A 16,600-nucleotide genomic window follows, 5' to 3' on the forward strand; every position below is an offset into this window, starting at 1 on the left:
AGTCCCTCTCGATCCCCCGCGGCCGTGCCGCGACCAGCCAGAACCGAGGAGAAAATCCATGACCATCGCGATCGGCGACAAGCTCCCTGCCGCCACCTTCAAGGAAAAGATTACCGACGGCCCGGTCGAAACCACGACCGAGCAGCTTTTTGCCGGCAAGCGCGTCGTGCTCTTCGCCGTTCCGGGCGCCTTCACGCCCACCTGTTCGCTGAACCACCTGCCGGGCTATCTGGAAAACCGCGATGCCATCCTCGCCAAGGGCGTTGACGACATCGCCGTCCTTGCTGTCAACGACTGGCATGTGATGGGCGCCTGGGCGCAGTCGTCGGGTGGTCTCGGCAAGATCCATTTCCTCGCCGACTGGGATGCCGGTTTCACCAAGGCAGTCGGTCTCGACGCCGATCTTTCCGGCGGCGGCCTCGGCGTTCGCTCCAAGCGTTATTCCATGCTGGTTGAGAATGGCGTCGTAAAGTCGCTCAACGTCGAGGAAACGCCCGGTCAGGCAACGGTTTCCGGCGCGGCCGCAATGCTCGAACAGCTCTGAGGTCCATTTCCGCAGATCGAATGCTGGGGCGCCTTCGGGCGCCCTTTTTTGTTTTGGTCAAACGATCGGTATCTGGTCCCTCGACCGCAGGCCGCGGCATTGATCGAATCGCTTGCCTCATTCTCGCCATATTTGTTATAACATAACGGTAATGTTATTACATAAAAGGAATGATCATGTCGTCCGCCCCTGAACGTCTCGCCATCAGTCTTCTCGGGCAATCGGCACTTTTGCGTGCAAGCGGCGCGATTGCTGTCGTCGCCCTGCTTTGGCTCGCCATTCACTGGGCGGTTCTCCTGCCATGAACGCGCCTGACATCCGCCTCGACAACCTCACCGTCTCCTATGACCGTCATGCCGCCGTTCATCATCTCTCCGGCACGTTCGTGCCCGGCAGCCTGACGGCAATCGCCGGACCGAATGGCGCGGGAAAATCCACGCTGCTCAAGGCGATCATGGGGGAACTGCGCCCTGCCGAGGGGCGGGTGGAGCACCGGCTGCAACGCAGCGATTTCGGCTATCTACCGCAGGCAGCGGAGATCAACAGGCGTTTCCCGATCTCGGTTCTGGATACCGTATCGCTCGGAGCCTGGCGCTCGGCGGGCGCCTTTGGCCGCATTGCAAGGCAGGACACGCTACGTGCCCGCGAGGCACTCACCACCGTCGGGCTGGAAGGCTTCGGGAAGCGTCATATCGGCTCGCTTTCGGCCGGCCAGTTCCAGCGCGTTCTCTTTGCGCGCCTGCTGCTGCAGGATGCCCGCATCATCCTGCTCGACGAACCGTTCACCGCCATCGACGCCCGCACGACAAGGGACCTGCTCGACATCGTGGTCCGCTGGCATGGCGACGGCCGGACGGTAATCGCCGTGCTCCATGATTTGGAGCAGGTGAGGGCGCATTTCCCGGAAACCTTGCTGCTTGCCCGCCGGCTGATCGGTTGGGGCCCGACGCAGGAAGTCATGTCCTCTGCCAATCTTCTGCAGGCCCGCGCCATGGCCGAACGCTGGGACGAGGATGCCGAAGCCTGCGAGCCGGCGGCATGACGGCTTACGATATCTTCTTCGCCCCATTCGCCGACTATGGCTTCATGCGCCGCGCGCTCGTCGCTTGCCTGTGCCTTGGTCTCGGTTCCGGCCCCATCGGTGTTTTCCTGATGCTTCGCCGGATGAGCCTGATGGGAGATGCCATGAGCCATGCCGTGCTGCCCGGTGCTGCGGTCGGCTATCTCGTTGCCGGCTCGCTGTCGCTGACCGCAATGGGCATTGGTGGTCTCGTGGCGGGTCTCTCGGTTGCGCTGCTGTCAGGCGTCGTCAGCCGCATGACCGTGCTGCAGGAGGATGCGAGTTTCGCAAGCTTCTATCTGGCGTCACTGGCCCTGGGTGTCCTTATCGTCTCGCTGCGCGGTTCGAACATCGATCTGCTGCACGTGCTTTTCGGCACGATCCTTGCCATTGACGCGCCGGCGCTGACACAGATTGGTGCCATCACGTCGGTCACATTGCTGGCGCTTGCGATCATCTACCGCCCGCTGGTCGCGGAATGCTTCGATCCGGGCTTCCTGCGCGCCGTCGGCGGGCGCGGGCCGGTCTATCATTTTCTTTTCCTGCTGTTGGTGGTGTTAAACCTTGTTGCGAGCTTCCAGGCGCTCGGCACATTAATGGCCGTCGGCCTGATGATGCTGCCGGCGGCGATCGCCCAGCTCTGGTCCCGCAGCCTGCCGGCCATGATGACGACAGCGACGGTGAGTGCCGCAGCCTCCGGCTACCTCGGCCTCGTCGCGTCATATCACCTCGAACTTGCCTCCGGCCCGACGATCATCATGACGGCAGCCCTGCTTTACGTCCTCTCCATCTTCTTCGCGCCGTCGGGCCTTGCCCGGCGTTTCTTCCCCCGCCCGCATCTGAAGGGCTGATCACAGGAGACACCAATGATATCTCGCAGACTGCTTCTTTCCGCGGCCTTGCCCATGCTGATGACGCTTTCGGCCGTGCCGGCTTCCGCCGAAACGCTGAAGGTCGTTGCCTCCTTCACCGTGCTTGCCGATGTCGTCCGCCAGGTCGGCGGCGATCACGTCAAGGTCACGAGCCTCGTCGGACCGAACGGCGATCCCCATGAATTCGAGCCGTCGCCGGCCGATGCCAAGGCGCTGAATGCCGCTAAAGTCACCTTCGTCAGCGGCGAGGGGCTGGAAGGCTGGATGGACCGCCTGATCACCGCCTCCGGCTACAAGGGAAATCCGGTCACGGTGTCAGAGGGCATTGACACCCGCACGATGGAAGAGGATGGAAAGACCGTCACCGATCCGCATGTCTGGAACAGCCCTGTCAATGTGAAGGTCTGGGTCGCCAATATCGAGAACGCACTTTCCGCTGCCGATCCGGTCGATGCGGCAGCCTTCAAGGCGAATGCTGAAAAGTACACGAAGAAGCTCGACGAACTGGATGCCTATGCACATTCCAAGTTCGACAAGATCGCCGAGAACAGCCGCAAGGTGCTGACCAGCCACGATGCCTTCGGCTATTTCGGCCGGGAATATAATGTCAGCTTCCTGGCACCCCTCGGCCTGTCGACCGAAAGCGAAGCATCGGCGGCCGACGTTGCCAAGCTGATCGAACAGATCAAGCAGGAACACGTGAAGACCTATTTCTTCGAAAACTCCAACGATCCGCGGCTCGTCAAGCAGGTTGCTACCGCGACCGGTGCCGAGCCGGGCGGGGAGCTTTACGTCGAATCGCTGTCGGACGCCAAAGGCCCGGCGCCGACCTACGAAAAGATGTTCCGCTACAATGTCGACCGGCTCTCCACCGCCATGGCGAAGTCGAGCTGAGCTGCGTCGGGAATGACGCAATTCCGGACGGAAAAACCGCTACACACTTTTCCTGGAATTGCTTCGTCAGATAACGAGATCGAAAACCAGGAGGCCGGCCAGGCCTCCGTCCGTCGACGAGACGATGCGCTCGCCGACGGCCACATGCTCTGGATGCACGAGATAGGTATCCCGGGCCTCCGGGCTTTCGAAGGTCACCGCAAAACCGTCGACGAAACCGCCATGCAGCCCCTCGGGTGAAACATTCGGCCCGTGTTTAATGTCAAGAATTCCCGGAATCACCTGCTTCAGCGCCACGATGGCTTCGAACAGCGCCTGCTTGTCATCCGGTGTAAAAGCGCTCTTCAGCCGCATGAATACGCAGTGCAGGATCATAGGGTAGCTCCCGGTTTTGTTTGCGGGCAGAATAACGACGAAAGCGGCGAGGGCAACGATATTTCGCGCCCGCAGTCGCTGGATCTGGCAAAAGCCACCCCGCCTACATCTGGTCCGCTGCGACCACCTGACGGTTATAGATCTTGCGGACGAGATCGTTGGACAAGGCGCGTGCAGTGCTTTTCTGCTCTTCCGTCATCGGGCGGCAGGTATCCTTGAGATTCGAGCCGTCAATCACTGTCGCTGCCCCGGAATTGGCGATGACGATATGCCAGCTGCAAGCGGCCACTTTGTCGACGATCACAGCGCCGCGACAACCGGTAGAGAGGCAGAAGGCCACGGTGACCTGCGCGCCATGATCTCCCTTATGAGCCAGGGCATAGGCCGCCTGAAAGTTCTTTTTCAGGGTTTCACAGCGCGCCGGCGCCGCTGTCGCCAGGCAGCTCAGCGAGGGCGGATGAATTTCGGCGGCGTAGACCGGAGAGACGCAAAAGGCGCCCATCGAGAGGGCGAGCAGAAGCTTCAGCATCGGATTTTCCTTGTTGCGCTAAGGCAGAGGCGCATATCGGCGGCCAATGGTCAATGGCCGCCGCAAGCAGGGAAAGCAGTATCGAGCGGAGAGGTGCCAATCCCCCGGAAAAAACCGATGAAACAAGCTTCGGGATCAGGCGCGCTTCGTTAACGGAAACCGTTCCCTCAAGAGCCGCAGCACCGATTCCGACGGCATCGGCGGGCCGAAGAGATAGCTCTGACCGTAGCTGCAGCCCATCTTGGCCAGTTCGATCGCATCCTCGTTGGACTCGATGCCCTCCGCGACGACCTTCATGTCCAGCTCGCGCGCCATGGAAATCACCGATTTCAAGATGGTCGCCTTCTTGTCGCTGTTGTCGCGCACCAGCGCCTTGTCGAGCTTGATCGTGTCGAAGGGGAAGCGTGTAAGGTAGGCGAGAGAGGAATGGCCGGTGCCGAAGTCGTCGAGCGCCAGGCCGAGGCCTGCTTCCTTCAGCTTCTGCAGCACGAGGCGCGCCTGTTCCGGATTCTCCATCACCATGGATTCCGTCAGCTCGAGCTTCAGCTGCGAAGGATCAAATTGGGTCTTCGCCAGCACCGAGCGGAYGTCGTCGTAGAGTTCGTTGTTGAGAAGCTGCACGCTGGACAGATTGATAGAGACGAAGATCGGCAGTTCGCCGGTCTGGTTCTGCCAGGCCATCAGGTCGTTGGTCGCCTGTTCCAGCGCGAAGATGCCGAGCGCGCCGATGATGTCGGACGCCTCGGCGATCGGAATGAATTCAGACGGCGGGATATTGCCGCGCTTGGGATGTTCCCAGCGCATCAGCGCCTCGAAGCCGGCGATCTCGACATCCTCCAGCCGTGCGATCGGCTGGTAGACCATCGAAAGCTCCTTGCGCTCGATGGCGCGGCGAAGGTCCGATTCGAGCTGCAGGCGGTCGGTGCCGAAATCGCGGAAGGCCGGCTGGAACGGCTCCACGCGGTTGCCGCCGGCGCGTTTGGCGCGGTACATGGCAAGCTCGGCGTCACTGAGCAAGCCCGACGCGCTCTCCTGCTGGTCCACCCAGGAGGTGAGGCCGATGGAGGCCGTCAGGATGATCTCCCGGTTGGAGAAGTTGATCGGCACCATGATCGCCTTGCTCATCGCATCGGCGAAATCCGCGACCTTGGCCGGATCGTGCTCGGAAACGAGAATGAGGCCGAACTGATCGCCGGAAAGGCGTGCCAGCGTATCCTGCGGTTTCAGCAGTCGACGCAGGCGGCGGGTGAGTGCGATCAGGATATTGTCACCGGCGGCGACACCGAGGGAATCGTTGACCAGCTTGTAGCGGTCGATGTCGATCACCATGACGGTCGGGCGCAGCGTTTCGCCGCCCGGCGCCAATGTCAGCACCGACTGCAGGCGGTCGAGGAAGACCTGCCGGTTCGGCAGGCCCGTCAGGTTGTCGTGCAACGCATCTTGCAGCAGCCGCTCGACGGAATTCTTCTGCTCGGTCACGTCGACGATCGTGCCGACGCAGCGAATGATCTCGCCATTCGAGCCGAGGACCGGCCGCGCGCGGATCAACAGCCAGTGGAAATGGCCATCTTCGGCGCGGATGCGGAACTCGTGGTTCAGCCGCCCGCGTCGATGCTCGAGCAGCACGTCCAGTGTGGCGCGGAAGCGGTCGCGATCATCGGGGTGCAGCCGCGGCAGCCAGTTCCGCGCCGCCCCATGCATCATGCCCGCCGATAGTCCGAGCTTCACGGAAACGTCGGGAATGGTCACCACGCGGTCGCGCGCCACGTCCCAATCCCAGACCATGTCGCCAGAACCCGTCAGCGCCAGCGACTGGCGCTCCAGATCGGAGAACAGTCCCTGCTGGAATGCGCCGCCAGCAAAGGCGTGCTGCATGACGGTAAAGCCGATCAGGAGCACGATAAGCACGAGACCGCCGCCGAGCGCCGGCTGGATGATGTCGTTGTCGAGCCGACCGGTCACCGTCAGCCACGCGCCGAAAAGCCAGACGAGCGTCAGCGCCCAAGCCGGCACGAGCAGGATGGCGCGGTCATAGCGGTTGAAGCCAAGATAGATGATGAGCAGCAGGCCGGTCGCCGCCGTCAGCGCGAAGGAGAGTCGTGCGATGCCGGCTGCAATCGATGGATCATAGATCGCAACGCCGAACAGCAGGGCGAGACCCAGCACCCAGGCAAGCGTCGCATAGCCGAGATGCACATGCCATCGGTTGAGATTGAGATAGGTGAACAGGAAGATCACGAAACTGGAGGCGAGCGCCACCTCCGCACAGGCGCGCCATATTCGTTGATCCGCCGAGGCGACACTGATCAGCTTTCCGAGAAAGCCGAAGTCGACACAGATATAACCGAGCACCGCCCATGCGAGAGCCGCGGTCGCCGGCAGCATCGAGGTACCCTTGACGACGAAGAGGATCGTCAGGAAGACGGCGAGCAGGCCGGCAATGCCGAGAACGATGCCGCGATAGAGCGTGAAGGCGTTGATCGTATCCTTGTAGGCGTCCGGCTCCCACAGATAGATCTGCGGCAGATCGGGCGTCGCGAGCTCGGCAACAAAGGTGATGACGGCGCCTGGGTTCAGAGTGATACGGAAGACGTCAGCCTCGTCGCTCTGCTGGCGGTCGAGCGCGAAACCTTCGCTCGGCGTGATCGCGATGATACGTTGCGAACCGAGGTCGGGCCAGAACAGCTTGGAATTGACGAGGCGGAAGTGCGGCGCGACGATGACGCGCTCAAGCTGCTCTTCCGAGACGTTGGCGAGCGCAAAGACCGCCCAGTCGCCCTGATGGTTTTCCGAACTCGAGCGCACCTCGATGCGCCGGCGGATGCCATCGGCACCGGCCGCGGTCGAAACCTGGAAAGCTTCGCCCTGATTGGCGTAGATTTCGGTGGTAGCAGTCAGGTCCAGCGCAGTGTCGTCGCGGGAAATCTTGACCGGTTCGGCCGCCTGCACGGTTCCCGCCGCAAGGGCGAGTACCGACAGGAGAAGGGCTGCGATCACCGCGATCATTCGTCCGGACGGTGACGTCGGCAGCATGCGGTCTTTGTTCATCGGCTGTTGGGTTTCCTGCCTGTATCCGCGTCGGTGGCCAGACGTGAAAACATCACGTGATCATGCCACTGACCGTTGATCTTCAAATATCCGCGCAGGTAGCCTTCCCGCTGGAACCCGGCTTTCTCAAGCAGGCGAATGCTCCGTGCATTCTCTGGAATACAGGCTGCTTCGATACGGTGCAACTCAAGCCCTGCGAAGATATAGGGAATAACCAGTTGAAGTGCGGCGAACATATGGCCCTGGCCGGCATAACGCTCGCCCATCCAATAGCCGATCATGCAGCTCTGGGCGGCACCCCGGCGGATATAGCCGATGGTGATGCCGCCGACGAGCGCCATGTCCTTCTTCTGGAAGATGAAGAGCGGGATCGCCTGTCCCGAGGCATATTCCTGCTTGCCGCGGATCACCCGGGCGCGAAAAGAGCCTTCGGTCAGCTCGTCGCGCCGCCATGTCGGCTCCCAGGGTTCCAGAAAGCGGCGGCTGTCGGCGCGAAGCCGGTGCCACTGATTGAAATCCTGGTAGCGCGGCAGGCGCAGGACATATTTATCGTTTTCAAGTTCGACCGCTTCGGGCTGTCGCGAAAGGAACCGAAAAACCGATTTTGGCATCGATAACCCCCGGCGCAACGGATGTGGCGGTCAGCGGCTTGCGAGCTTCGTCTTCGGTGCCGGAACCGAAAGCGAGGCGGTGATGTCTTCCATCGGGGCAAGCTGCTCAAGCGGGCCGATCGCCGAAAGCGTCGGGACGGTATCGTAGAAGAGGCGACCGGCAAGATCGGTCAGGCGCTCGATGGTGATGCCTTCCAGGCGTTCCATCATCTCCGGATTGGAGATCGGACGGCCGTAGAGCATCATCTGCCGGGCGACCTGGCCGGCCCGCGCCGCAGGACTTTCCTGGCCCATGAGAAGCTGCGCGCGGATCTGCGCACGGGCTCGCTCGATTTCCTTCTGGTCGATGCTGTCGGCCGACTTGTGCAGCTCATCGATGATGACGGGCACCAGCTCCGGCAGGTTTTCGCCGCCGGTCGCGGCATGGATGCCGAAGATGCCGGTATCGGAAAAGCCCCAATGGAAGGCATAGACCGAATAACAGAGGCCGCGGAACTCGCGCACTTCCTGGAACAGGCGGGAGGACATGCCGCCGCCAAGGATATTGGCGAGGATCTGCGAGCAATAGAAATCGCGGGCATGGTAGGCCTTGCCCTCGAAGCCGAGCAGGATCTGCGCATCCATGAGATCGCGCGGCTCGCGCACATTGCCGCCGATATAGCGTGCAGCCTCCATGACCGGCGGAGCATTGGGCTGGGTCGGCAGACTGGCGAAGCGGTCTTCGACCATGCGGACGAATTCGTCATGCTGGACGGCGCCCGCCGCCACCACGAACATCCGGTCGGTCGTGTAATTGCGGCCGAGATAAGAGCGGATCTGTTGCGGCGTGAAGGAAACGACGGTTTCCGGCGTGCCGAGGATCGGCCGGCCGAGGGTCTGACCGCGATAGGCCACCTCGGAGAAGCGGTCGAAGACGACGTCGTCGGGCGTGTCGTTGGCCGCGTTGATCTCCTGCAGGATAACCTGCTTTTCGCGCTCCAGCTCTTCTTCCTCGAAGGCGGATTCCGTCAGGATATCCGCAAGGATATCGACGGCGAGCGGCACGTGGTCCTTCAATACGCGAGCATAATAGGACGTCGTCTCGGTGGAGGTTGCGGCGTTCACTTCGCCGCCGACATCCTCGATTTCCTCGGCGATCTCACGGGCGGAACGTCGCCCCGTTCCTTTGAAGGCCATGTGCTCGAGCAGGTGGGCAATTCCGTGCTCGTCTTCCGTCTCGTTGCGCGAACCTGATTTGATCCAGACTCCGAGCGCAGCGCTTTCAAGGTGCGGCATGGTCTGTGTGACTACTGTCAGCCCGGATTTGAGCCGGGTGCACTCAACTGTCATGTGCTATCTTTCTGCGCCTGCCGTCATCTAGCTGCGGGCATGCTTGCCGATAAAGGTTTCAACCGCTTTGAGCTCGGGCTCGATGATCTGGAAGCGCTCCTCCCTGTGCATCAGATCAGCAAGCCACGTCGGAAGCGCCGGGTCAATACCGGAGGCGGATTTTACGGCCGCCGGGAATTTCGCCGGGTGGGCGGTCGCAAGCGTCACCATCGGGGTATCAGCCTTTTCCCGCTTGGCGGCCACGAAGACGCCGATAGCCGAATGCGGATCGAGCAGATAGCCGGTGTCCGCATAGGTCTTGCGGATCGTTTCAGCCACCTGGCGTTCGCTCGCGCGGCCGGCGCGGAAATCCTTCCTGATGAACTTCAGCGCTTCGGGCGAAATCTCGAACCCACTGGATTGCTTGAGGCTTTCCATGGCGGCGCGCACCTTGGAGGCGTCGCGGTCATAGGCTTCGAACAGCAGTCGCTCGAAGTTGGAGGATATCTGGATATCCATTGATGGAGAGGTCGTCGCCTTCACCGCCTTCATGTCGTAACGGCCGGTCTTCAGCGTCCGCGCCAGGATATCGTTCTCGTTGGTGGCAATGACGWGCTTGTCGATCGGCAGCCCCATACGCTTTGCACAGTAGCCGGCGAAGATGTCGCCGAAATTGCCTGTCGGTACGGTGAAGGAGATCTTCCGGTCCGGTCCGCCCAGTGCCACCGCCGTCGTGAAGTAATAGACGATCTGCGCCATGATGCGCGCCCAGTTGATCGAGTTGACACCCGAAAGCTTCACCTTGTCGCGGAAGGCCGCGTCGTTGAACATGGCTTTGACGAGGTTCTGGCAATCGTCGAAATTGCCTTCGACGGCGAGCGCGTACACGTTGCCGGCCGTCGACGTCGTCATCTGCCGCTGTTGTACCGGCGAGACCTTGCCATGGGGGAAGAGGATGAAGATGTCGGTGCGGTCACGGCCGGCAAAGGCGTCGATCGCAGCGCCACCCGTATCGCCCGAGGTGGCGCCGACAATCGTCGCCCGCTCGCCGCGCTTCTCCAGCGCATAATCCATCAGGCGGGCGAGAAGCTGCATCGCCACGTCCTTGAAGGCGAGCGTCGTGCCGTGGAAGAGCTCCATGACGAAACTGTTCGGGCCGGTCTGCACCAGCGGCGCGATCGCCGGATGACGGAAAGTACCGTAGGCCTCGTCGATCATCGCCCGGAAGGTTTCGTCGGGAATTTCGCCATTGGTGAAGGGCGATAGGATGGTGAAGGCGATCTCCTGATAGCTCTTGCCGCGCAGCGCCCGGATTTCCTTTTTGGAAAAGCTCGGCCATTTGCGGGGAACGTAGAGCCCGCCGTCGCGCGCCAGCCCTGCCAAAAGGGCGTCGCAAAAGCCGAGGGAAGGGGCCTCGCCGCGGGTCGAGATATAGTCCACGTTCGTCATCCTTGATCTATGGCTGGAGAAATTCGGTGCGCAAACGAGATGCTGCCTTCACCGAAAACCTGGAACCTGCCGGCACGCCGGGGCACCATCGCAGGTATCTCATTGAACTTGCCCGCATCCGGCGCCGAAAAGTGCATCAAAACGGTGCTTACCCAATCGATTTTTCTTTGCGCCGCTGATATAGACCATCGCCAACTGTCATGAAAGGCCTTGCGCAAAAGTCGCAAGAACCTACAGGAACCTAGAAAAAAGCGTTCGCAAGGGATGGAATATCGTGCTCGGCAAGGTCTCTCGTTTCGTCGTTTCCGCATCGCTCCTTGCTGCTCTTGCCAGCTGCAATTCGCTTGGTCTCGGTGGCGACAGCAAACCTGAAGCTGCTGCTGCCAGCAGCGGCCCCGCTCCGCTACAGCCGAACGGCAATGCCCAGATCATGCCCGTAGCCCCGACCAATCCGTCGTCGAACCAGGCTCCGATCGGCACCGGCGTTACCGCACAGGGCGCGGTCGCACCCGTTGTGCAGGGCGCATGCCCACAGATTTTCCTGCGCGATCAGGATGCGATCTTCCGCACCTATGCGAAGGGAGCAAAGACAGGCGACGCGCAACAGGTGGTCTTCCAGGCCTCCTTCGGTGATTATACGCGCCAGTGCACGCTGAACGACACAGCGCTTTCCATGACCGTCGTGGCCCAGCTTCGCCTCGTCGCCGGTCCAGGCGGTACGCCGGGTCCGGTGACCCTGCCGATCCGCATCTCGGTATTGGACGGTCAGGACGTGCTGTCATCGGAAGTCATCAATTTCCCGACCGAGATTCCGTCGGGCTCATCTGCCACGCAGGTCATCTTCCGTCATGAAGGCGTCAAGATGCCGGTCGGCTCCGGGGCACTCGTCCGCGTCAACGTCGGCTTCGACAATCAGCCGGCCAAGAATGGCGGCAAGGGCGCGAAGAAGAAGAGCAGCTGACGGCTCTCAGGGCTCTCCGTCGATCACCACCCACGCATTCGCGATCGGCTGTCCGTTAAAATGCGGGAAGTCGTTGCCGAGGAAATTCTTGAGGTCGTTGATCGCGTCGATCACCCTTTCACGACTGTCGACGAAATTTATGTCGGTATTGCCGCTTGCAAGCCGGGCCGTCAGGTTGATACAGCCGACACTCGCCAGAAATCCATGGCCCGGATGCACCAGGATTTCCGTGCGGTTTCCGGTATTCAGCAGTTCGAGGCCCGGCTTCGGCGTTTGATCGGGGTCGTTTGAAACGAGGTAGCCGATCGTGAGGTAGTGGGAGCCTGCTTGCGTCGCAAGCGGATAGCGGCCTGCTTCAATTCGCCTGCCGTTGCCCCGCACTCTGTTGTCACCCGGTCCCTTCGTTTCCACTGAGGTTCCGGAGAGGCCATCGCGGGCATTGCCATTGTGGTGGATCTGGTAAGTTCCGATTGTGCGGGTTCTGCCGTGGCGGTTTTGCTCGCTCTGCCGGTTGATGAACAATTCCCAGCCTTGTCCCATGATGGGCATGACGTCCTCCTCCGTCTAAACTGGTGAGCCGGCGGAAAGCGTCGATCAGCCTCGGAGCCGGTGGATCGGAAAATCCACCGGGACCATAACATGAACTCTAGAGTTGCATAACAAAATAGCGCCCGCAGGCCCTGCAGGCGTTTAAAGCACGCCTTCCCATTCCGCCAGAGCCGCGACGACACCCGGCAAATCGTTCATGCGCGAGATGACAGTCTCTGCGCCCGCATCCGTCAGCTTGTCGGCATGCGAGGGGTAGGTGTGCGAGCCGCCGGTAAAGCCGATGACCCGCATGCCGGCAGCACGGGCTGCATGAACGCCGTGGGTGGAATCTTCGACGACGACTGTCTTGGAAGGCGAAACGCCCATCTGGCTTGCGCCGTGCAGGAAGATATCCGGCTTCGGCTTGGCGCGGTCGGGGCCGAGATCCTTGGCGGAGAAGATGTTCGGCGCAAAGAGCTTCTTCAGGCCGACCTTGCCCAGCATCATGTCGAGCCGCTGGCTTGAGGAGTTCGAGCAGATGCAGCGCTGCATCGACAAGCGGCTGACGGCGAATTCGACGCCGGGAATGGCCTGGACTTCCTGCTCAAGCCGGATGTCCAGAAGCTTTTGCGACTTGTCGAGCAAGGATGCCGAGATCGGAATGCTGGCTTCCCGTTCGATCTGGAAGAGGATGTCTTGCCAGGTGAGACCTGCAAAGCGCTCGTTCATTTCCTCGACGCTGATCGGATAGCCTGCTTCCGTCAGCAGCTTGGATTCAACATCCGCTGCAATGATTTCGGAATCGACCAGAACGCCGTCGCAGTCGAAGATGATGAGGTCGAAGCCGTCCATATACTCATACCTTATTCGGGGATAAGGCGGCTTTACACGATGGCCGCCGAAAGCTCAACCGGTAGCGGGGCATGGCTGGAATGCGCGGTGCGGGCAGCTTTGCGGGGAATGGCTTTCGTGCCACCTCGACAAGCCCTGCAGGGCTCGTTACTTGATGACAATGAGCAGGGAACCCGAAGACACCATCGCCGCGCGTATTGCCCGCGTGCTTGCAGAGCGCATCGTGCATGGTGAACTCGCGCCCGGCGCCCGTCTCCGGCAGGACCATATTGCCGAGGAATTCGAGACCAGCCATGTGCCGGTGCGCGAGGCGTTTCGCCGGCTCGAAGCGCAAGGGCTGGCGATCAGTGAGCCGCGCCGTGGCGTGCGCGTCGCCTCCTTCGATCTCGCAGAGGTACGCGAAGTGGYGGAAATGCGCGCTGCCCTCGAAGTGCTCGCCCTGAAGCATGCCGTCCGCCATCTGACGCCCGCCATCCTCGATGCCGCGGAAGAGGCGACACGCGAGGGCGATGCCGCCGCCGATGTCCATGCCTGGGAAGAGGCGAACCGCCGCTTCCATCGCCTCATCCTCACCCCTTGCGCCATGCCGCGCCTGCTCGCCGCGATCGACGACCTGCATGCGGCAAGCGCCCGCTTCCTCTTCTCCGCCTGGCGTTCGGGCTGGGAAAAACGCACCGATCATGACCACCGCGCCATTCTTGCGGCACTTCGCCAGGGCAAGGCGGAGGAGGCCGCTGCCATTCTCCAGAAGCATGTGCAGTGGATCGGACGTGCTCCGCAGCCCGCCCAAAAGGCCGGTGAGCGGGAAGCTTTTGCCATAGTCGGCTGAATTTCAAGAAATTATAGATAATTTCAGAAGGCGTGAAATGTCCTGATTTTCAGGAATTTCGGCGTGTATTTATGTTGCTTATAATCCGATTGCATTCAAATTCCATGCATCCTCTCTTGCGTCGCGCAAAAATCTCCGCCATCAAATAGATGAGAATCAAAAATTATCTATAATTTTGAAAAGGAGAATTTCATGTCCGTCTCTGACCAGCCCCGTCACCTGGCATTCGATCCGCTGCGCCTCTCCGCACGGTCGCTAGCGGTCAAATATCTCTTCGTTCTGGCCGGCACGCTGGTGTTGGCGCTTGCCTCGCAGATAGCGGTGCCGATGGTGCCGGTGCCGATCACCATGCAGACATTCGCCGTCACCATGATCGGCGCGCTCTATGGCTGGCGCCTCGGCACGCTTACCGTTCTCGCTTGGCTCGGCGAAGCCATGCTTGGCGCACCGGTACTCGCAAACGGCTCAGGCGGCCTTGCGCCCTTTGCCGGCCCGACGGCCGGTTATCTCGTTGCCTTTCCGCTGATGGCGCTGATGGTCGGCTGGCTCGCCGAACGCGGCTGGACGGGCGACAAGATTATCAGAAGCTTCACCGCCCACTTTGCCGCAAACATCTTCTGCCTTGCGCTCGGTGGCCTCTATCTCGGTTCGCTGATCGGTGCCGAAAAAGGCTGGCTGCTCGGCGTCGCGCCCTTCATCCTCGGCGGCGTGCTGAAGTCTGCACTTGCTGCGGCGGTGCTCAAGGGCATCCGCATTTATGGCGGCCGGGCAGAGCTGCATTGACCGTCAGGCTGCGCGCCCATCATCTGCTCTGCATGCTGACATTTGTCGGTGAAGGCTACACTCCGGCCTTCACCGCCAACTACCGCCGCATCGCAGAGCGTCTCTCGGCCGGAGAGGAGATCGAAATCGTCTCCGGCCCCGATGATATCTGTGCTCCCTTGTTGTCCGGGGCTTCGGCGCATTGCTTGCTGCCCGGTCCGAAGACCAGGGACGAAGCTGCCGCCGAAGCTGTGGGCAGGCTGTTGGGCATGCGGGTAGATGAGGGCGCTCGCCTCATTCCCGATAAGGCCCTGCTGAAAAGACTACGCCGCGGTTTCGCTGCCGATACCATCCGCAATGCCTGCGAGGATTGCGAATGGAGCGAACTCTGCAGCACGGTCGCACATGGTCATTTCCGGAATGTGCTGGTAGCGCCTTGCTAGGTTTCCAGCGGAAACAATTTCAGAAACTGCCGCTCGCCTTCGGTGGAGAACATCACCGACCGGCTTTCCGGCATTCGCCGTGCCCAGCCCTTTTCCATGAAATTCGCGAGCAATGCCTTGCCGAGGCTGCCGGCGAGGTGGGCGCGGCGTTCGCTCCAGTCGAGGCAGGAGCGGCAGAGCGGCCGGCGCGAGGATTTGAGGCTGCCGACATCGATGCCGATACATTGCAGATCGCTCTCGCCCTTGGCCGTCACTGCGAGCCCGTCGCCGATGGCATCGATCGATCCCGTCGCAACCAGGCTGTCCAGCATGCGCACGCCAAAATCGCCGGCGAGGTGGTCGTAGCAGATGCGCGCCTTGCGCAACGCCGGGTCCTTCGGGCCGGGCTGGTGGCGCAGATGCCCTCGGCTAGCGGCAAGGCCCATCATGCTTTCGATCAGCCGGGCCACCGCCTCGTCGGCAAGGGTGAAATAGCGGTGGCGTCCCTGCTTGCGCTGGGCAAGCAGACCGCCGGATTCGAGCTTCGAGAGATGTGAGCTTGCCGTCTGCAGCGTGATGCCGCCGGCGGCCGCAAGCTCTGTTGCGGTCAGCGCGCGGCCACCGGTCAGGGCCGCCAGCATGTTGGCGCGGGCCGGATCACCGATGAGCGCACCGATCTGCGCAATGTCAGGTCCTTCCTTCATACTTCGATCGTAACCGAAGCATCTCCGTACCGCAATGTGCGAAAACGCCTCTCACACGAGAGGAGAAAACCGATGATCACCTGCTTCATCCGCTACGAGATCGATCCCTTCAGAAAAGACGCCTTTGCCGAATATGCCCGCAATTGGGGCCAGGCGATCCCGCGAAACGGTGCGGACCTGGTCGGCTATTTCGGCCCGCATGAGGGTTCGGCGACGACCGCCTATGGCGTCTACAACATTGAAAATCTGGCAGCCTACGAGGCCTATCGCGCACGGCTTGCCGCCGATCCGCTCGGCCGGGAGAACTACGAATTCGCCCGTCGCGAGCGCTTCATTCTGAAAGAGGACCGCATCTTCCTGAAGAATGTCTCGGCCCCGCATGCCAGCCTGGTGCTGGCATGATCGCCGTCATCTTCGAAGTCATCACCTATGTCGGTGAGCGCCACAGATATCTGGACCTTGCCGGCGAACTCAGATCCGAGCTTGAAAAGATCGATGGCTTCATTTCCATAGAGCGTTTCGAGAGCCTGACGATGCGTGGCAAGATCCTCTCGCTCTCCTTCTTCCGAGACGAAGAGGCGGTGCGCGAGTGGCGCAACCTAGAAGCCCATCGGGCAGCGCAAAAGGCTGGCCGCGGCGGCATTTTCGCCGATTATCGCCTGCGCATCGGCCATGTTGTCAGGGACTATGGCATGGTCGAGCGTGCCGAGGCCCCCGATGATAGCAGGCAGGTCCACATGCCCCATGCGGCGGAGTGAAATTGGGGTGGGCGCGGTCATGCGTCCGCCTCTCATTGATACGCCAAGCGGAATATTTTCCCGAAATCGGCCACCGCTTCAGGCTTTGGTAACC

General features: G+C 61.3%; 20 protein-coding genes. 11 read left to right on the forward strand and 9 right to left on the reverse strand.

Features of this window, described 5'->3' with window-relative positions; all coding sequences use genetic code 11:
• The first annotated feature begins 58 nt into the window (after positions 1-58).
• The 5 genes from AC1D35_RS07985 to AC1D35_RS08005 all read left to right on the forward strand — a co-directional run bounded on the left by AC1D35_RS07985 (position 59) and on the right by AC1D35_RS08005 (position 3,370).
• Positions 59-544 (forward strand): peroxiredoxin, encoded by a 486-nt coding sequence (locus AC1D35_RS07985; RefSeq protein ID WP_113309877.1) that lies wholly within the window; start codon positions 59-61, stop codon positions 542-544.
• Positions 545-720: 176 nt separating this feature from the next.
• Positions 721-849, forward strand: a complete 129-nt coding sequence (locus AC1D35_RS07990; RefSeq protein ID WP_477853965.1) for a hypothetical protein — start codon at positions 721-723, stop codon at positions 847-849.
• A complete protein-coding gene (locus tag AC1D35_RS07995; protein ID WP_113309878.1) occupies positions 846-1,586 on the forward strand; it encodes an ABC transporter ATP-binding protein in 741 nt (246 codons plus the stop codon). Before AC1D35_RS07990 ends, AC1D35_RS07995 begins: the two co-directional genes overlap by 4 nt.
• Positions 1,583-2,455, forward strand: a complete 873-nt coding sequence (locus AC1D35_RS08000; protein WP_113309879.1) for a metal ABC transporter permease — start codon at positions 1,583-1,585, stop codon at positions 2,453-2,455. Before AC1D35_RS07995 ends, AC1D35_RS08000 begins: the two co-directional genes overlap by 4 nt.
• 15 nt (positions 2,456-2,470) lie before the next feature.
• Positions 2,471-3,370, forward strand: a complete 900-nt coding sequence (locus AC1D35_RS08005) for a metal ABC transporter substrate-binding protein (RefSeq protein ID WP_113309880.1) — start codon at positions 2,471-2,473, stop codon at positions 3,368-3,370.
• Positions 3,371-3,436: 66 nt separating this feature from the next.
• On the opposite strand, the gene AC1D35_RS08010 is transcribed toward AC1D35_RS08005, so the two are convergent.
• From AC1D35_RS08010 to thrC, 6 genes are all read right to left on the reverse strand, one after another.
• Positions 3,437-3,745, reverse strand: a complete 309-nt coding sequence (locus AC1D35_RS08010; protein WP_113297184.1) for a Dabb family protein — start codon at positions 3,743-3,745, stop codon at positions 3,437-3,439.
• Positions 3,746-3,848: 103 nt separating this feature from the next.
• Positions 3,849-4,274 (reverse strand): hypothetical protein, encoded by a 426-nt coding sequence (locus tag AC1D35_RS08015; protein ID WP_113297183.1) that lies wholly within the window; start codon positions 4,272-4,274, stop codon positions 3,849-3,851.
• Positions 4,275-4,409: 135 nt separating this feature from the next.
• A complete protein-coding gene (locus AC1D35_RS08020; RefSeq protein ID WP_477938478.1) occupies positions 4,410-7,322 on the reverse strand; it encodes an EAL domain-containing protein in 2,913 nt (970 codons plus the stop codon).
• Positions 7,319-7,933: a GNAT family N-acetyltransferase gene (locus AC1D35_RS08025; RefSeq protein ID WP_113309882.1), complete on the reverse strand. Its 615-nt coding sequence runs from the start codon at positions 7,931-7,933 to the stop codon at positions 7,319-7,321. The genes AC1D35_RS08020 and AC1D35_RS08025 overlap by 4 nt, the downstream gene beginning before the upstream one ends.
• A 30-nt stretch (positions 7,934-7,963) precedes the next feature.
• The gene (locus AC1D35_RS08030) at positions 7,964-9,262 is read right to left on the reverse strand and encodes a M16 family metallopeptidase (protein WP_113297180.1); all 1,299 of its coding nucleotides are present in this window, start codon (positions 9,260-9,262) and stop codon (positions 7,964-7,966) included.
• Positions 9,263-9,289: 27 nt separating this feature from the next.
• Positions 9,290-10,690 (reverse strand): threonine synthase, encoded by a 1,401-nt coding sequence (gene thrC, locus AC1D35_RS08035; RefSeq protein ID WP_477938479.1) that lies wholly within the window; start codon positions 10,688-10,690, stop codon positions 9,290-9,292.
• A 271-nt stretch (positions 10,691-10,961) separates the two neighbouring features.
• Between thrC and AC1D35_RS08040 the strand changes: the two genes are divergently transcribed.
• A complete protein-coding gene (locus AC1D35_RS08040; protein WP_477833601.1) occupies positions 10,962-11,651 on the forward strand; it encodes a hypothetical protein in 690 nt (229 codons plus the stop codon).
• A gap of 6 nt (positions 11,652-11,657) precedes the next feature.
• Here the strand turns inward: AC1D35_RS08040 and AC1D35_RS08045 are convergent, their stop codons facing one another.
• Both AC1D35_RS08045 and AC1D35_RS08050 read right to left on the reverse strand, forming a co-directional pair.
• Positions 11,658-12,200: a hypothetical protein gene (locus tag AC1D35_RS08045; protein WP_113309884.1), complete on the reverse strand. Its 543-nt coding sequence runs from the start codon at positions 12,198-12,200 to the stop codon at positions 11,658-11,660.
• A 141-nt stretch (positions 12,201-12,341) separates the two neighbouring features.
• Positions 12,342-13,031, reverse strand: coding sequence for an HAD-IA family hydrolase (locus tag AC1D35_RS08050; RefSeq protein WP_113297176.1), 690 nt, complete (start codon positions 13,029-13,031; stop codon positions 12,342-12,344).
• Positions 13,032-13,191: 160 nt separating this feature from the next.
• Between AC1D35_RS08050 and AC1D35_RS08055 the strand changes: the two genes are divergently transcribed.
• From AC1D35_RS08055 to AC1D35_RS08065, 3 genes are all read left to right on the forward strand, one after another.
• Positions 13,192-13,860, forward strand: a complete 669-nt coding sequence (locus AC1D35_RS08055) for a GntR family transcriptional regulator (RefSeq protein ID WP_477938510.1) — start codon at positions 13,192-13,194, stop codon at positions 13,858-13,860.
• Positions 13,861-14,052: 192 nt separating this feature from the next.
• Positions 14,053-14,643, forward strand: a complete 591-nt coding sequence (locus AC1D35_RS08060; protein WP_113297174.1) for a biotin transporter BioY — start codon at positions 14,053-14,055, stop codon at positions 14,641-14,643.
• Positions 14,640-15,065 carry a DUF1284 domain-containing protein gene (locus AC1D35_RS08065; RefSeq protein ID WP_113309886.1) on the forward strand — a complete coding sequence of 142 codons (426 nt, stop codon included), beginning with the start codon at positions 14,640-14,642 and terminating at the stop codon, positions 15,063-15,065. Before AC1D35_RS08060 ends, AC1D35_RS08065 begins: the two co-directional genes overlap by 4 nt.
• Here the strand turns inward: AC1D35_RS08065 and AC1D35_RS08070 are convergent.
• Positions 15,062-15,748 carry an ArsR/SmtB family transcription factor gene (locus AC1D35_RS08070; RefSeq protein WP_113297172.1) on the reverse strand — a complete coding sequence of 229 codons (687 nt, stop codon included), beginning with the start codon at positions 15,746-15,748 and terminating at the stop codon, positions 15,062-15,064. The genes AC1D35_RS08065 and AC1D35_RS08070 overlap by 4 nt on opposite strands.
• Before the next feature lie 72 nt (positions 15,749-15,820).
• Between AC1D35_RS08070 and AC1D35_RS08075 the strand changes: the two genes are divergently transcribed.
• Positions 15,821-16,150 carry an NIPSNAP family protein gene (locus tag AC1D35_RS08075; RefSeq protein WP_113309887.1) on the forward strand — a complete coding sequence of 110 codons (330 nt, stop codon included), beginning with the start codon at positions 15,821-15,823 and terminating at the stop codon, positions 16,148-16,150.
• Complete coding sequence (locus AC1D35_RS08080; protein WP_113309888.1) at positions 16,147-16,506, forward strand: antibiotic biosynthesis monooxygenase family protein; 360 nt, start codon at positions 16,147-16,149, stop codon at positions 16,504-16,506. The genes AC1D35_RS08075 and AC1D35_RS08080 overlap by 4 nt, the downstream gene beginning before the upstream one ends.
• The last annotated feature ends 94 nt before the right edge of the window (positions 16,507-16,600 follow it).

The organism is Rhizobium sp. P1_E6 (genome assembly GCF_056405875.1).

What these genes read in the sequence shown, in the direction of transcription:
- AC1D35_RS07990 (WP_477853965.1), top strand. Translation starts at nt 721, where the DNA reads ATGTCGTCCGCCCCTGAACGTCTCGCCATCAGTCTTCTCGGGCAATCG.
- AC1D35_RS07985 (WP_113309877.1), top strand. Translation starts at nt 59, where the DNA reads ATGACCATCGCGATCGGCGACAAGCTCCCTGCCGCCACCTTCAAGGAA.
- AC1D35_RS08045 (WP_113309884.1), bottom strand. Translation starts at nt 12,200, where the DNA reads ATGCCCATCATGGGACAAGGCTGGGAATTGTTCATCAACCGGCAGAGC.
- AC1D35_RS08010 (WP_113297184.1), bottom strand. Translation starts at nt 3,745, where the DNA reads ATGATCCTGCACTGCGTATTCATGCGGCTGAAGAGCGCTTTTACACCG.
- AC1D35_RS08000 (WP_113309879.1), top strand. Translation starts at nt 1,583, where the DNA reads ATGACGGCTTACGATATCTTCTTCGCCCCATTCGCCGACTATGGCTTC.
- AC1D35_RS08025 (WP_113309882.1), bottom strand. Translation starts at nt 7,933, where the DNA reads ATGCCAAAATCGGTTTTTCGGTTCCTTTCGCGACAGCCCGAAGCGGTC.
- AC1D35_RS08005 (WP_113309880.1), top strand. Translation starts at nt 2,471, where the DNA reads ATGATATCTCGCAGACTGCTTCTTTCCGCGGCCTTGCCCATGCTGATG.
- AC1D35_RS08015 (WP_113297183.1), bottom strand. Translation starts at nt 4,274, where the DNA reads ATGCTGAAGCTTCTGCTCGCCCTCTCGATGGGCGCCTTTTGCGTCTCT.
- AC1D35_RS08070 (WP_113297172.1), bottom strand. Translation starts at nt 15,748, where the DNA reads ATGAAGGAAGGACCTGACATTGCGCAGATCGGTGCGCTCATCGGTGAT.
- AC1D35_RS08075 (WP_113309887.1), top strand. Translation starts at nt 15,821, where the DNA reads ATGATCACCTGCTTCATCCGCTACGAGATCGATCCCTTCAGAAAAGAC.
- AC1D35_RS07995 (WP_113309878.1), top strand. Translation starts at nt 846, where the DNA reads ATGAACGCGCCTGACATCCGCCTCGACAACCTCACCGTCTCCTATGAC.
- AC1D35_RS08050 (WP_113297176.1), bottom strand. Translation starts at nt 13,031, where the DNA reads ATGGACGGCTTCGACCTCATCATCTTCGACTGCGACGGCGTTCTGGTC.
- AC1D35_RS08060 (WP_113297174.1), top strand. Translation starts at nt 14,053, where the DNA reads ATGTCCGTCTCTGACCAGCCCCGTCACCTGGCATTCGATCCGCTGCGC.
- AC1D35_RS08030 (WP_113297180.1), bottom strand. Translation starts at nt 9,262, where the DNA reads ATGACAGTTGAGTGCACCCGGCTCAAATCCGGGCTGACAGTAGTCACA.
- AC1D35_RS08080 (WP_113309888.1), top strand. Translation starts at nt 16,147, where the DNA reads ATGATCGCCGTCATCTTCGAAGTCATCACCTATGTCGGTGAGCGCCAC.